This is a genomic window from Paenibacillus glucanolyticus (assembly GCF_037333485.1).
GTDB classification, from domain to species: domain Bacteria; phylum Bacillota; class Bacilli; order Paenibacillales; family Paenibacillaceae; genus Paenibacillus_AQ; species Paenibacillus_AQ glucanolyticus.
The window spans coordinates 478,070-492,782 of sequence record NZ_CP147845.1 but is presented as its reverse complement, the minus strand read 5'-3'; the positions used below and the strand labels follow the sequence as shown (position 1 = coordinate 492,782).

At 51.0% G+C, this 14,713-nt stretch carries 12 protein-coding genes; all 12 read right to left on the bottom strand.

All coding sequences use genetic code 11. From position 1 onward, the window contains the following. Nucleotide 1: 1 nt before the first annotated feature. A complete protein-coding gene (locus WDY75_RS02285; protein WP_063478001.1) occupies nucleotides 2–1,486 on the bottom strand; it encodes a polysaccharide pyruvyl transferase family protein in 1,485 nt (494 codons plus the stop codon). Then, entirely contained in the window at nucleotides 1,462–3,480 is a 2,019-nt protein-coding gene (locus WDY75_RS02280) for a DUF5693 family protein (protein WP_063478002.1), read from the bottom strand. The genes WDY75_RS02285 and WDY75_RS02280 overlap by 25 nt, the downstream gene beginning before the upstream one ends. Before the next feature lie 118 nt (nucleotides 3,481–3,598). Beyond that, nucleotides 3,599–5,317 carry a phospho-sugar mutase gene (locus WDY75_RS02275; protein WP_063478003.1) on the bottom strand — a complete coding sequence of 573 codons (1,719 nt, stop codon included), beginning with the start codon at nucleotides 5,315–5,317 and terminating at the stop codon, nucleotides 3,599–3,601. A gap of 45 nt (nucleotides 5,318–5,362) precedes the next feature. Beyond that, nucleotides 5,363–5,794 carry a 3-hydroxyacyl-ACP dehydratase FabZ gene (fabZ, locus tag WDY75_RS02270; protein ID WP_006213078.1) on the bottom strand — a complete coding sequence of 144 codons (432 nt, stop codon included), beginning with the start codon at nucleotides 5,792–5,794 and terminating at the stop codon, nucleotides 5,363–5,365. A gap of 433 nt (nucleotides 5,795–6,227) precedes the next feature. Continuing rightward, on the bottom strand, nucleotides 6,228–6,428 hold the full coding sequence (locus tag WDY75_RS02265; RefSeq protein WP_036639963.1) for a DNA-directed RNA polymerase subunit beta: 201 nt from the start codon (nucleotides 6,426–6,428) through the stop codon (nucleotides 6,228–6,230). A 9-nt stretch (nucleotides 6,429–6,437) separates the two neighbouring features. Next, nucleotides 6,438–7,262: a flagellar hook-basal body protein gene (locus WDY75_RS02260; protein WP_063478004.1), complete on the bottom strand. Its 825-nt coding sequence runs from the start codon at nucleotides 7,260–7,262 to the stop codon at nucleotides 6,438–6,440. Between the two features lie 69 nt (nucleotides 7,263–7,331). Then, a complete protein-coding gene (locus WDY75_RS02255; RefSeq protein ID WP_036639966.1) occupies nucleotides 7,332–8,213 on the bottom strand; it encodes a flagellar hook-basal body protein in 882 nt (293 codons plus the stop codon). Between the two features lie 288 nt (nucleotides 8,214–8,501). After that, nucleotides 8,502–9,500 (bottom strand): rod shape-determining protein, encoded by a 999-nt coding sequence (locus WDY75_RS02250; RefSeq protein ID WP_063479709.1) that lies wholly within the window; start codon nucleotides 9,498–9,500, stop codon nucleotides 8,502–8,504. Nucleotides 9,501–9,695: 195 nt separating this feature from the next. Continuing rightward, entirely contained in the window at nucleotides 9,696–9,980 is a 285-nt protein-coding gene (spoIIID, locus tag WDY75_RS02245) for a sporulation transcriptional regulator SpoIIID (protein WP_009594246.1), read from the bottom strand. A 262-nt stretch (nucleotides 9,981–10,242) separates the two neighbouring features. Then, entirely contained in the window at nucleotides 10,243–10,977 is a 735-nt protein-coding gene (locus tag WDY75_RS02240; RefSeq protein WP_040681076.1) for a M23 family metallopeptidase, read from the bottom strand. Nucleotides 10,978–11,037: 60 nt separating this feature from the next. After that, on the bottom strand, nucleotides 11,038–12,615 hold the full coding sequence (gene spoIID, locus WDY75_RS02235; protein ID WP_338841893.1) for a stage II sporulation protein D: 1,578 nt from the start codon (nucleotides 12,613–12,615) through the stop codon (nucleotides 11,038–11,040). 312 nt (nucleotides 12,616–12,927) lie between these two features. Then, entirely contained in the window at nucleotides 12,928–14,274 is a 1,347-nt protein-coding gene (gene murA / locus WDY75_RS02230; protein ID WP_006213088.1) for a UDP-N-acetylglucosamine 1-carboxyvinyltransferase, read from the bottom strand. Nucleotides 14,275–14,713: the final 439 nt, after the last annotated feature.

Here is a 14,713-nt window from a genome sequence, read left to right as displayed (position 1 = left end):
ATCATCCTCTATGGCGTAAATATTGGGCAATGTGACGCGCAGGTTTAGCCGCCTCCCGTTTCAAAACAGCAATCTGCTCACCGTGCTCCGCTCTCCATGCCAGTGCACCGTCCAACAACTGCAGCATCTGGTCCTTCAACACATCTCCATCAAGCGACTCACTGGTTCCGACAGGCTCGCTGCCAAGCCGCTTCAAAAAGTGATTAATCTTCGGATCGTAGGAAATGCCGAGCAGCGGCACACTCTGATTCGCTGCATAGATCAGGCTGTGCAGTCGCATGCCCAATATCAAATCACAATGACTGACCTCACGCAGCATGTCCTGCGGCTGCTTCTCATCATGGTAGAAACTGATCATAGAGCCATTCCGGGAGATATCACCAATCTGGCTAACAATAAACTGCGAAGCCTCTAGGTCATCCGGCTGATGAAAAGGAAGAAAACGAAGGTGTACGGGGCGCTGTTCGGCTAATGCCTTTAAACCTTCCCCAATAGCCTTCAGTTCTTTTCGCTCCGGATTCCAGTATCTAACCGAAATGCCGATGACCGGCAGAGCATCTCCCGTTTCATGACTTGTTGATGATGACTGTGATGGCATTTCTTCACCGGAGTACTCGTGCACTTGTTGCGATCGTACTCCTTCACCGGTATTCTGGTGTATTTCTTGCGTTGATACCCCTTCACCAGAATCCTTGTGTATTTCAATAGAAGAAACAGAAGCAACATCAGCTCTTTCCGACGACAATGGTGTATTCGCAGTCTCTTCAGTTGAGGAAACAATACCCAGTCTGTTCCCATCATTAGTGTCAACATGGACTCCAAGTTCTGTCTTATCATGATGATCTTCAGCAAAAGCCTCATCTGTATGCAGTTCTTGCTTGCCTGCATCCATCTCACGCAACGACCTGTGATGTACTGCATTATTGTCGATGCAAGCATTTTCGTCTTCTGGCAGCGGCAAACCCATAACCGGATCCGGTACGACGTGAATCGCTTCAGCTGATATTCCCATGGACTGAAGCAGCTCGCCCGACTGGATGTCACGCACGGAGATGTAAGTGCATTTGCGGAAAACGGAACGGATCATGGGATAAAAGAGTTTACGATTCACCGGGCCTACGCCCTGAGCATAAATAAATGTAGGTTTGCCGAGCCATTGAGCAATCTTAAGAACGCCCAGATAATAAGGAATCGTCTTTGGACTGGTTGCATCTTGCAGCAGACTTCCTCCACCGCTGATCAAGCCGTCACTGGCCTTGATCGCTTGACGAACCTCTCCAAGTTTCATCCGATGCACGGACTTTACGCCGTAGGCATCGGATGTCCATTCCGGGTCGATGGAGAGTACAACCGGGTTGATCTCAACTCCCGCTGCCTGTCCTTCCTGTTCCAAAGCGGTCAGAATCGATTTCAGCACCGCTTCATCACCGCTATTTTTAAATCCGTAATATCCGGAAATGACTATCGTCTTAGAAGTGGAGACCATCGTTTCCAGATCCTTTCTGCCACTTGCCATACCAATATTGCGATCAATCCGATAATCAGACCAAGTCCAAGACCCAGCAGGACCCGAATAGCTGAAATATAGAGTGGCGTGTGAATATGCGTGAATGTTCCGACCATCGACAGCTGCCCCATCACACCGATAATGAGCAGATAGACAGCATGGCGATACTTAAATGACAGGAATACGCCAAGCACCATCATTGGATGGGCCAGCAAGAACTCCTTGTTACGAGGGCGTACGCCGAATATATTCTCCAAGAAAGATCGGAATGCCATCTCGATGGATGAAACGGAGCCTGAATTACCTGTACGGGTGAGATAATACCAACCGACGATCGCCACAATGCCGGCTGCAATGACCCAAGTCAGCGTAATCGGAGACTTTAGCAGCTTCAAGATCGAGTGGTACGTAGATCCGCCGCGGTACAGAATCACGTAAACGGCAATGAGCGCAATCGGTGCCGCGGCAAGCAAATTGACACCACGGAACTGCTCCAGAACAAGCATATACGTTACATTGTTTAATAGAGCTACAACGATCGGTACGGCTGCAAGCGACAGAATAGAGGTCTTCAGCAGCAATACGATGGAATGTGTCACTCTTCTGCCAGGAGTCATGTCCGGTATGGTTTGCTGCGTTTCATTGACTTTTCGAATAGCTAGAATGACAGCTACCGTCGGAGCACTGATGGCGGCAAATAAAGCAAGCGCCTGCTCTAGCAATGATGCATTAAGAACATACAATCCTGCACTGCCCACCAGGCCGATCAGGAAGGCTGCGATGGTAAGGAACGGAATGAAGTGGGACACCATCAGTGAGATCAAAGCCACGGCTCCGACAACAGCTCCAAGCTTAAAGTATCGCTGCAAGAACGAGTCGGTCACTTGGAACGGCTCTGCAGGACCCATCGTGAACCCATTGTCCTCCATCTGTTTGATGGCTTGACCCGATCCGGTCAAACTGTCAATCAGATTATCGAGCGGATGGGTGACGGATGCTTTGGTCATATCCCGGCTCGGCTCGGCATTCAAATAAAACATCCGGATGTTACGGTCTTTGGACGCTAAAGCAAAGCGGTCCCCAATAACCTCCGGTTCGAGATTAGCATCCCGCTCACTAAGGGAATAAATACGGGTTACATTGTAATCCGTTAAATAAGCCAGTTTCGTGAACCCTTTTTGCGGACGTTTAATGTTCTCAATGGCCACCAGGCCGATATCATATTGGTTCAATAGCTGTGCAAAGGAATCCAGGCTCTTCTCTTCCGCATTATCATTGAAACCTTTGGCAGATTCGCCTTCAAACAGAATCCGTTTCACACCGTTTTCCGCGAAATAAGCCATCAGGTTCTCCATATAGGCCTCATCATATGGAAGACTGTCAGACAGACGCGGCACAATGTTAAAGCCCTTGTCCCGAAGCATGCCAATGGTAATCGGATCTGGAGACAACGGCTTAATGACCGCATTGGAGCGTGGGGTTTCCAGAACTAGACCATCCACTGCACGGTCGAACTGCCATGGTCTTACCGGAATATCGAGTCTCGTAAAGGTTTCCTCAATAATCGGTTTAATTAAAGCTGCGCTCTCCTCGTTCAGAAAAGCAACATACGTAAAATTCTCGTTCGGAGAAATCGTCGTGCCTGTCAGATCAGCAACCTGCTGCCCGTCATAAACCGAAATCCGCCGCGATTTTGCCAGCTCGTCCAGCGTGCTTTCATACAGTGCCATACTGATCACGCCGGCGTCTTTCAGGCGATCCAGCTGCTCGGAGACAAAATCCTGCGGCTTAGACTGATACGCCGCGACATCCAACAAATCCCGATAATCGAACACCAACTCAACGTTGTTTGATGTCGACTCTGTTTGCAGTCGGTCATAACCTACAGGCAGGGCCGCTGCAACGCCAAGAACAACCAGAATCCACAGCCACTTGCGGGCTGCCGTGTTCCAGCGTTTCCATTTCTGAACCACGAAAGTACCTCCTCATCGAACCTATAGGAATTTACGATGGAGGGCAACAGCCCTTAGGCCTTGCAGCAACCATCGTAAATCCCCTTCGTTCTCTTCTCTCATTAAAATGTATCTATGGTTAAGCGTCTACCCGGGCCATGACATGATCCGAGAGCGATTGAATTTTGGCCTTGGCATCGGCGAGGGATTCACCTCGCACGGCAAAATACACTTTGATCTTGGGCTCGGTGCCTGAAGGTCTCAAGCAGAACCAAGAACCGTCCTCAAGCAAATATTTTAACACGTTTTCCTTCGGCAGCCCGTCCAGGCCCTCCGCATAATCAAGCACTTGCTTGACCAGTACGCACCCGACTTCCTCCGGTGCATGATTGCGCCAATCGGACATCTTCGCTTGAATCTGCGCAACGCCGTCTTTGCCTTTCAGCGTACGGGACTCCAGTGATTCGAGGAAATAACCGAACTGCTCATACAGCTCCTGCAGCACATCGTATAAGGTTTTGCCTTGACCTTTGTAGTATGCCGCAGCTTCGCATATCAGCATCGAAGCGAGTACAGCATCCTTATCGCGTGCATAATTGCCTGCCAGATATCCGTAGCTCTCCTCATAACCAAACAAATACGTATGACTCCCGGACTCTTCGAATTGGGTCATTTTCTCCCCAATGTATTTAAAGCCCGTCAATGTATTCAGCACGGCTGCACCATAATGCTCGGCAATTGCCGCTCCCATCTCACTGGTAACAATGGTCTTGATAACAGCTCCATTGCTTGGCAGCTTCCCTGCTTCCTTCAATTGACCCAGCAAATAATGAATCATAATGGCACCGGATTGATTACCAGTCAGCACAACGTATTCGCCCTGGCTGTTCTTCACAACAGCCCCCATGCGATCTGCATCCGGGTCTGTCCCGATCAGAATGTCAGCCCCCACTTCCTCGCCAAGCTTCATTGCGAGTGTGAACGCCTCCCGCTCTTCCGGGTTCGGTGACTTTACGGTGGAGAAATTGGCATCCGGCTTAGCTTGCTCCGGAACGACATAGATATGCTTGAAGCCGATGTTTCGAAGCACGCGTTCGACGGGGGCTTGCCCCGTTCCATGCAGTGGGGTAAAAACAATCTTGAAATCCTCGCCAAGCTTGGACGCGATAAGCTCCCGGTTCACACTGACATTTGTCACCGTATCGGCAAAAGCCTGATCCTCCGCTTCGCCAAGCCATACCAGCAGACCCTGAGCCTCGGCATCAGCCTGTGACAGCCTCTTCACGGCGGAAAAAGAATCCACTTCCTGAATTCGGGCAATCACGTTCTCAGCTTCGCTTGGTACCAACTGACCGCCCTCGCGGTTGTATACCTTATAACCGTTATACTCCGGCGGATTATGGCTGGCCGTAATGACAATTCCTCCGGTAGCACCCAGATGGCGCACACTGAAGGATAATTGCGGTGTAGAGCGCAAGGAAGGATACAGCTTCGCTACAATTCCGTTGCCGGCCAGTACCAAAGCCGCCTCCAATGCAAACTCAGGCGAAAAATGGCGGGAATCATGGGCGATAACAACAGACGGCTTCCCATCTGCAGCCCCGTGCGCCTCCAGAATATAGCGTGCAAAGCCTTGTGTAGCCCGACCTACCGTATATTTATTAATCCGGTTGCTGCCTGCGCCGATGACACCGCGCAAACCGCCCGTTCCAAATTCCAGATCACGATAAAACCGTTCCTCCAGCTCCTTCGCATCGTGCTCAAGTGAACGAAGCTCCTGCTTGGTCTCCTCATCAACATAAGGATCATTCAACCAACGCTGTACCGTATCGATTGTTCTCTGACTCATCTCTGACATGAAAAAAAGTCTCCCTTCCTCATCCAAACAAGAATAGTCTGAAGATTACTCCTTATCCGCGAGAGCAAACATAATCTCTCCCCCGGCAACTACACGCCCATCAACCGTTGCGGTCGCTTTCCCCTTACCGATCATGCCCTTCAGGCGGGTAATCTCGACTTCCAGTCGCAGCGTATCGCCCGGCACCACTTGTCCGCGAAAGCGGAACCCGTCAATACCCGCCAAAAAGCCAAGCTTGCCCCGATTGCTCTCCACGTTGAGAATCGCTACAGCGCCCACTTGCGCCAAAGCCTCTACAATCAGCACGCCTGGCATAACCGCATATTCAGGGAAATGTCCGACAAAAAAAGGCTCGTTGATCGTGACGTTCTTGATGCCGACCGCACGTTTGCCATCCTCAATCTCCACGATCTTATCGACCAGCAAAAATGGGGGACGATGCGGAATAATCTCTTGAATCTGTTTGATGTTCAACATAGTATTAAAATCCTCCTTATGTACGTACCCGCCAAGCATAGTGTTTGAAAAGGGCAGTCTGTTCCATATGCTTCCGTTATGCCATATACGTATAGCTGCGGGCAGTGTTGTTGATGTTCTATCATGCTTCATCTTTGAGGTTAGCTACATGAATTTCAAATCATATGCATAAAAAGAAGGATCTGCGGTAAAAATGATGGATATCCTTCACCACTGCAGAAGTGAAGGTTTCAGATAAGGGGCTTTCTCCTTTCGGACATTTGTGTTCAAGGAGAGGGCCCTTTTGATATACATCCGTCCATCGTCATGAAATGACAAAGTTAATACGCAAGTCCCATCCCATTATACCGTTTAACCCCAAAAAAAGAAAACTCCCCTAGAGGGAGTTCGGCATCGCGGTACAATTCAATTGTTAACTCGCCCTGACATTCCGTCATGGCGCAAATATCAAATCAAAAACATGCTTCCACGTGCTCCATTCAAACACTTCACTGAACTCCTGATGCCCAAGCACAACATAACCGAAGACCATTCCTCCGAATAATGCCAATATAAGCAATACAGGAATCATGATGCGGACGGCTAGTTTCCATCCGGAAGTTTTGGAGCGCTTCTTGGCTTTTGATTCACTCATGATGCCCACCTACCCTCGCATTGTGTTGGCAAGGTTCATCATGGTATCGCTGGAACTTAGCGCACGTGCCATGAGCTGGTAGGCTCGCTGAACTTCCATCATCTTGGTCATTTCATCGGTCAGATTGACGTTGGATTGCTCAACAAAACCGGAAAGCACCGAAGATTTCGGAGGCTCGCCCGGAGCAGGAGGTGTTAAATCAAACACATCTCCTTCCGTCAAGCCTTCCCCAACGACAAACAAATTATCGCCCACAGCAACCAAGCCTTCCGGACGCTCGAGCTCAACCACCTTCAAGGTAGCCACAATCGAGCGGACGCCTGCGAAGGTCTCCAATATAATCTGACCTTTCTCATTCACGGCAACTTTCCCTTTGGACGGGAACGAAATGGGATTATTGTTCACGTCGAGCACAGGGTAGCCCTGCGAATTGGCCAGCAGCAAGTTGTTAGGGTTACGGGCATCCGGGGTTACATGAAATCCGCCTTCGCGGGTGTATCCAATTGCGCCATCTCCCTGAACCGCAAACATGGCTTGTCCATCAATCATCAGATCGAAGGGATTCCCCGTTTCCTTCATAGCTCCCTGCTCCATGTTCTGCACAACGGAAGATAGTCTCATGCCATACCCGAGAGTATAGCCTAGCGGTGTCGAACGGGCCGTCCGGTCAAAATCCTTATGATGACCCTGAACCTGAGTCAGCACATCATCAAAGGAGGCTTCCTTTTTTTTGTAACCAGCCGTGTTGACGTTTGCCATATTGTCCGCAATGACATCCAGTCTCTGCTGGAGAGCATTCATCGACACCATAGCGCTAATCATCGAGTTGTTCATCACTTACCTCCCGTGGGCTCACATATTCATACGGCAGCACGCTGCTGCCTGCCAACCTGTAGACACTGCTTATACTCGGCCAATCTCATTGACCGCCTTCTCCAGCGTCCTGTCATAATATTGAACGATTTTCTGATTCGTTTCATACGCGCGCAGCGCAGCGGTCAATTCCACCATCGATTGCGTCGGATCCACGTTGGACCCTTCAATAAATCCCTGACGAACCACTCCGTTATCGGCCGGTGTCATGAACCGCACTTCCCCGTCCGGATCGGACATGCGGAACACGCCATTCCCTTCGCGAATCAGCCCATGAGGCTGGCTTACAATACTGACTCCCAGGATGATGCCTGTCCCGTTGCCAGCGGCGTCCATGATTTCTCCTTGCTCATTCACTGTAAAGTCAGACGCCGAGCCTGTCAATATAATCGGTCTGTTATTGTTATCCAGAACCTGATAGCCACTCTCGCTGAGCAGGTTACCTTCCGGGCTCACCCGAAAGCTCCCGTTACGGGTATACCGGGTATCCCCATTCTCGTCCTGAACCGTGAAAAAACCTTCGGGTCTATAGATAACCTCGCCGTTCTCATCGACATATCTGCCGGAAGCATCGAACGGATAATCCTGACCCGTTGCCGGATTCTGAACGGTAAAGGAGGATACCAGCGCGAAGTCTGTGTTCTTGCCGGTTTCCCGAAGCGCGCCTTCGGTATAAAGCGAGATGCTCTCCTCCGCATACACGCCGGTATTAAACTTACCCAGCTTCCGGCCTGCGTTCGACGAATCGTTGCCCCCAATCATGGAGACAAGCACTTCAGGAAACGAACGCTGCACGCTGTTTGTTGCCTTGTAGCCTGCTGTGTTGACGTTGGCGATGTTCTGCGTCACCGTATTATGTCGCTGCTCCTGGGTCATCATCCCCGAAGCTGCTGTATATAGACCTCTTAACAATGAAGGCACTTCCCTTCCATTAACGAATCATAACAACCTTAGTCGATATAACGATCGCTACGATGACAGATTGTACTTCCAATCGCTGTTGTTTTTGGATTTCTTGTAACTATGTTGGATAGGGTTGAAATCCAAAAACAAAGGCGACCGCTTCGCTTCTCCATTACAATTCCGCCCTCTCCGCTGTTGTCAACGCGGGCGTATTTCGAAGCAGATCGCTAATCTCATCGTGGTGATTATACCGAATCATTCCATGCTCATGTTGTTCCTATCATCTATATCGGAAGGTTAGAACTTTTTCTTAACGACCTTGTCCAAATTATCGAGCATAATTCCCGTTCCTTTTACCACACAGTGCATCGGATCCTCTGCAACGAGTACCGGAACCCGAAGCTCGTCCGTCAACAACTCGTCCAATCCATGAAGAAGTGCACCGCCGCCCGTTAAAATAACGCCGCGATCGATGATGTCCGCCGACAGCTCTGGCGGTGTCCGTTCCAACACGGATTTCGCCGCGAGTACAATCGATGAAACCGGGTCCCACAAGGCTTCTTGTACTTCGGCCGAAGAAACCGTTACGGTAAACGGCAGACCGGATACCATGTCGCGTCCGCGAATATCCATCTCAGCTTGTCTACCCCCAGGACGAACCGTGCCGATCGCCACCTTCAGATCCTCTGCCGTCCGTTCACCGATCAGCAATTTATATTTATGCTTCACGTACTTCGTAATCGCTTCGTCGAACTTGTCCCCTGCCATCTTAATCGAAGAAGCGGTGACCACATCGCCCATGGACAGGACGGCCACATCCGTGGTGCCGCCCCCGATGTCCACAACCATGTTACCGCTTGGCTGGAAAATATCCATCCCTGCGCCAATTGCCGCTGCCTTCGGTTCTTCTTCCAGGAACACATCTCTTGCGCCGCTGCGCTCAGCCGCTTCCCGGATCGCCTTCTGCTCCACCGAAGTAATGTTGGTGGGAGCACAGATGAGGATTCGGGGCCGGCTGTGCCAACTGCGCGCGCCCACGCGATCAATAAAGTACTTCAGCATCGCTTCTGTAATTTCGAAGTCGGCGATGACCCCGTCCCTCAGCGGGCGGATCGCCGTAATGTTGCCGGGAGTGCGCCCGACCATGCGCCGTGCTTCCTCACCGACGGCAAGGACTCGCTTGGTGTCGGTCTCAATAGTGACAACGGAAGGTTCGTCTAACACTACCCCCTTCCCCTTAACGTGAATGAGCACGTTCGCCGTTCCGAGATCGATTCCAATATCCTTGCTCAACATCATGAAAAGCCCCCAAAGTGTTATTTTATGGTAAGGGTCACTGTTCGCTGCGCCAATGCATCAATCGACAAAATCCAGCAATTCATGATGATCTTCGGCAAAACAGGTCCCATATTTCGATCCTATACCAGCTTTTAACATATCATACTTTAGGGGAGGGATTCAACGCCAATCTAGTGACCTAAGCCCTAAATATCAGGATTTGGCCGTGGCCACCGGTTCACGATTGCTGCCGGTTTTTTTGTACTTGATCTTGGTAGCTTCCCCGCCTCTCAAATGGCGGATGGATTTGTGATATTCGAGAATGTGCTTCACCTGATCCGCCAGGTCCGGGTTGATCTCCGGCAGACGTTCGGTTAAGTCCTTATGCACCGTGCTTTTCGACACGCCAAATTCTTTGGCTATGGTTCGAACCGTATGCCTCGTTTCCACGATACAGCGTCCGATCTTAATGGTCCGCTCCTTGATGTAATCGTGCACGCTCCCGCCTCCCTACTGTGTGGATAGTTTGGTACATTATATGAGGGGCATGACGGGATATTCGCGGTTTCACGGGCTGACAAGCTTACTTGGACTCATTTATTTTCTGGACATGCTGGTCATGGACAAGTATGAAATGTCCATAATACAAGGCGCGGCAAGGGTTGGACTTGCCTTCGAAACCCTAAACAAAAAAAAGACAGGATCTCAAGATCCTGCCCTCTTCAAGTGCGCGGTGGGCGCATTGTACGAAGAAATGAAATTATTTTTGCGGAAGCACACTCACAGGGTTGACCAGTTTCCCGCCCTCATACACTTCGAAGTGCACGTGGTTGCCGAGATCCTTCTCAAACTCACTGCGTCCGGCAGTTGCGATGGAATCGCCCTGCTTCACTTCAGCGCCTTCCTTAACTTTCACTTCGTTCAAGCTTTGGTAAACCGTCTTCGTATCACCGGAGGTAATCTCCACTACGTTTCCGTTAAGCGGATGATTCTCAACGCGAGTCACTTTTCCTGTAAGCGCGGCTCTGACTTCAAACATCGTGTCATCTGCAGTGGCCAGGTCGATTCCCAGGTTCGGCGTGAAGGTGTCATTATATTGAACCATCGCCTCCTGATGCGTTTCCGGGTTCGTTTCGTCAAAATAAGGTTTGACAATGCTCACAGCTACGTCGTCGGCTACCGGCCAGATCATCGATTGTGCATTGGCGGTTACTTCTACTGCTTCTCCGTCTTTACCTTCTGTTGCAGGTTTCTCCGAACTCTGTACAGACTCCGAAACATTGGCTTCCCCTTGTGGCTTCAGCGTTTTTTGGCTGGCGTCCTGGTAGACCCACACGAGGGTTAGTATAATTGCCGCTGCTGCTAAGTATGCTGCCGGGAACACCCACCGTTTGGATAAAGCTTTCTTCCACGAAGATGACGGTACCGTCGAATCTCCTTGCACAGTTTTAGGAGCTTCTTCGTGGGGTTTACTATTTTTGTTTTGTTCATTCATTTGCAATCACCTCAGTAACCATTGTTACCGGGGTCAACTCTTTTATACGTAATCTCACTATTATTTTTTTGAAGAGAGAAGATTTGAAGTTTTGTCAAAAGAAATATTCGTATAGTAGTGCTTCAGAATCTCTTTCGCCTCATATCCCTCGCGGGCCATGCCCTCTGCTCCGTACTGGCTCATGCCAACGCCATGGCCGTTGCCATAGGTGGTAATCTCTATCTCGCCATTTTTCATCACCAGGCTGAACTGACTTGATCGGAGGCCCAGCTTCTCTCTTACCTCGCGACCGGTAAATGTCTTGCCTCCCACCCGCACACTCTCAATCCGATGCCCCTGCGTATAGGAGAGTACTTTCAAAAAAGAAGAGGCGTTCCCGTCCCCGCCCGCCGATACCGGTACCGCACCGTCCGCCAGACCGAGCTTCCCTACGAATTCCGAGCGCGGCATCGTGACCGTCGTTTTATACTTGGGCGAGATTTGTTTATCCCATGGACTTTCCACACTGCGCAGATAAGGAATTTCATTCTTCCAATAATCCTCTGAATTTTCAGTATAGCCGTTGCTGGTAGAGAAAAAAGAAGCCGTGATCGGCTTGCCCTTGTATGTCATTACCAATCCCGCCGTTTCCTTTACCGCCTGCTGGAGCTTCCCCAGCTCGGCTTCCTTCCCCAGCCGCCGCCATTCCTCGGTCAGCTCGTCATGAGCGATATATGCCTGGTGACTGACCGTGTCGGTCACCAGGGCCTTGCCGTCCGGCACGCCGCTGCGGTCGCCGGACGCCAGCCGCTGCACGATATAGGTCCGTGCCGCAATGGCCTGGGCCTTGAGTGCCTCCAGCTGAAACTCGGCCGGCATCTCGGCGGCCAGAACGCCGACGAGGTATTGTTCCAGCGGCAGTTCCTCCACGGTGTCCGTCTTGGTTAAATAGACGGACACCGTGGGCTCTTCCGCCGCCCCCGGCTCGGCGGAAGGCAGCGGGGCGGGCCCCGGCGGCAGCGGCTCCGGTGCGTTGTTGCCCGGGGCAACAACCAGCAGCGGCAGCGCCAGTGCCAAGGCCAGCAGCACGGCCACCGCCCAGATGGCGGGGTGCACCCGCACCCGCCGCCCCCCGGCGGCCGGACGCCGCGCGGCAAAGCCGCGGCGTCCCCAGCGCGCGGGCCGCACACGGAACGTGCGGCCTCCGCGCGGTGCGCGGCCCGCAGCCGCCTGCGCATAGCGCTGCGGCTCGGGCGCGGGGTGCGGGCCCTGCGGCATGGCCGCTGGCCCGCCGGGGGCTGGCGCGGCGCCATGCGCAGGGGCGCCAGCGGGGCGGTCGGGCGGCGGCGTATGCGCCGCCCGCGGGCCATGGCCGGACTGGCCGAAGGCGTCCGGCCCTCTCGCCGGGCCGCGGAGCCCGCGCGGCCTGGGCTCCGATTCTTTTTTGTCCGATATCGAATCATGGGTATGTGCTTTGTCGAATTTGGATGTCTTCTCAAGTTCTCCGGGAAATTCCCATTTCAACACGGGAGCCGCCGACCCTTCCGCTGGAACTTGATAGGGTTGCCCAGTTGCCCCTTCCTCCGGGATGGTCTTCGGATCCATTGCTCGTTCTTTCCCTGCAATGCCCACCTTCACCCGAACCTTAGAATCTTTCATTTGTTTTTCCCTCCTGTGCCTTCTCCCCTGGTATGTGCCGGATTACTCTCATTTCCGTCATGCTCTACTTATACTTATGAGATACCGCCATTTGATAGAACCCTTCTAAGAGAAAGGAGGAAAAGACATCGAAGGCTGCAAGCCAGTTAGCAAATAGATTCTGCCCTCTCATGGTTCTGTAATCTTTATATAAGAGAATTCACGTCAACCGTGTGCCCATACCAAAAGAAGTGGCTTCGCCGTTAACAGCGAAGCCACTTCTTATTCATTCTATCCTGTCCATCCTGTAAAGATGGATAACAATCGTACGTATTATACCCAAGTGGGTTGGACTTTAAACAGTTTCGCGTCTTCGGTTTCGCTTGCCACTTTCTTCGAAACCTTCTCCGTACTCTGATCTTCCGTCGAAATGCGCCAGATATCCGCACCCAGTCCAGACAGCTTTTCCGCTAAATGAACATACCCGCGATCAATATGCTGCACACCACCAACTTCAGTCGTACCCTCAGATACAAGCCCTGCCAATATTAAAGCAGCTCCTGCACGCAGATCGGTTGCAGTTACCTTGGCTCCCTTAAGCTCGGCGCCACCAGTTACGATGGCAGAACGTCCTTCGACTTTAATCTCCGCATTCATCAGCTGGAATTCATCCACATGCATGAAGCGGTTCTCGAATACCGTTTCTGTAACCACACTTGTACCTTCCGACACCAGCAAGAGCGCCATCATCTGCGATTGCATGTCAGTTGGGAATCCAGGGTATGGCAATGTTTTAACATCAACCGACTTCAAAGGTTTGTCAGCGATAACGCGAATCCCATTCTCATCCGGTTCAATGGTAATCCCCATCTCTTCCATCTTGGAAATGACAGGTCCGAGATGATCGGCAATGGCACCTTCTACATAAACATCCCCGCCTGTGATCGCTGCAGCCGCCATAAAGGTACCTGCTTCAATCCGGTCTGGAATCACGTTATGCTCAACGCCATGCATCTTCTCAACGCCCTCAATGCGGATTACACCTGTGCCCGCACCGCGAACTTTGGCACCCATGGCATTCAGGTAATTCGCTAAATCGACAATTTCCGGCTCTTTTGCCGCATTTTCGATTACCGTAACCCCTTCAGCCAATGTAGCAGCCATCATAATATTTTCGGTAGCACCAACGCTTGCGACGTCCAAGTAGACCTTCGCTCCACGCAATCTGCCGTTGCTCTTCGCTTCAATATATCCTTGTCCGAGGCTAATCTCCGCCCCGAGAGCTTCAAATCCTTTTAGGTGTTGATCAATAGGTCTCGTGCCGATAGCACATCCCCCTGGAAGTGAAATCCGGGTTCGTCCACAACGTGCCAATAAAGGTCCCATGACCAGAAAAGACGCTCGCATCTTCCGCACCCATTCATAAGGCGCTTCACATGTCGTTATGTGCTCTGCATTCACACGTATCACTTCATCTTGATATGTAATGCCCGCACCAAGCGACTCCAATACTTTACTGATTGTAATTACATCGTCAAGAGGAGGTGCGTCAATGATAACACTTTCCCCAACTTCCCCTAGTAGAGAGGCAGCGATGATCGGAAGAACTGAATTTTTTGCTCCGCTGACTTTGACGCTTCCGGTCAGTCTTTTGCCACCGCGGACGATAAATTTGCTCATCATGGTTTCCCTCCGCGTCCATAATTTTCCTGATATGCTTGTGTTCGTTTTAGTTGTTGCTAATTCCCTAACTTTCATCTTAACATTGGTGATTTCCGCCAAACAAGCGATTTTTGAACTATTTATGACATCTGATATGGTGTCTACACCAGGAACCGGACATCCATAATGCCACCTTATGTGAAACATCTGTTATCCGCAGTATGGACCTACGAAAGGTACCATGACCGACCAGCTCTTGTCAATGCATAACAATTACCGGGTGAACATTATAGTCCGGAAGTCACCGTCCGCCCGATCAAGTCCTTAATCTCAGTGTTAACATAATAAAATGCGTTTATTCGACATCTTATTTCAAGCAACCTAACAGTGATATAACCAATCATACAATAATTAAAACAGACGAGTAAAATATCGCCAAACATACAGATCATGCAAC

Bases quoted from the DNA above. Each gene is read 5' to 3' on its own strand.
- murA (WP_006213088.1), bottom strand. From the start codon at position 14,274: ATGAGCAAATTTATCGTCCGCGGTGGCAAAAGACTGACCGGAAGCGTC.
- WDY75_RS02240 (WP_040681076.1), bottom strand. From the start codon at position 10,977: ATGAATGAACAAAACAAAAATAGTAAACCCCACGAAGAAGCTCCTAAA.
- WDY75_RS02285 (WP_063478001.1), bottom strand. From the start codon at position 1,486: ATGGTCTCCACTTCTAAGACGATAGTCATTTCCGGATATTACGGATTT.
- WDY75_RS02275 (WP_063478003.1), bottom strand. From the start codon at position 5,317: ATGTCAGAGATGAGTCAGAGAACAATCGATACGGTACAGCGTTGGTTG.
- WDY75_RS02265 (WP_036639963.1), bottom strand. From the start codon at position 6,428: ATGAGTGAATCAAAAGCCAAGAAGCGCTCCAAAACTTCCGGATGGAAA.
- fabZ (WP_006213078.1), bottom strand. From the start codon at position 5,794: ATGTTGAACATCAAACAGATTCAAGAGATTATTCCGCATCGTCCCCCA.
- WDY75_RS02260 (WP_063478004.1), bottom strand. From the start codon at position 7,262: ATGAACAACTCGATGATTAGCGCTATGGTGTCGATGAATGCTCTCCAG.
- WDY75_RS02250 (WP_063479709.1), bottom strand. From the start codon at position 9,500: ATGTTGAGCAAGGATATTGGAATCGATCTCGGAACGGCGAACGTGCTC.
- spoIID (WP_338841893.1), bottom strand. From the start codon at position 12,615: ATGAAAGATTCTAAGGTTCGGGTGAAGGTGGGCATTGCAGGGAAAGAA.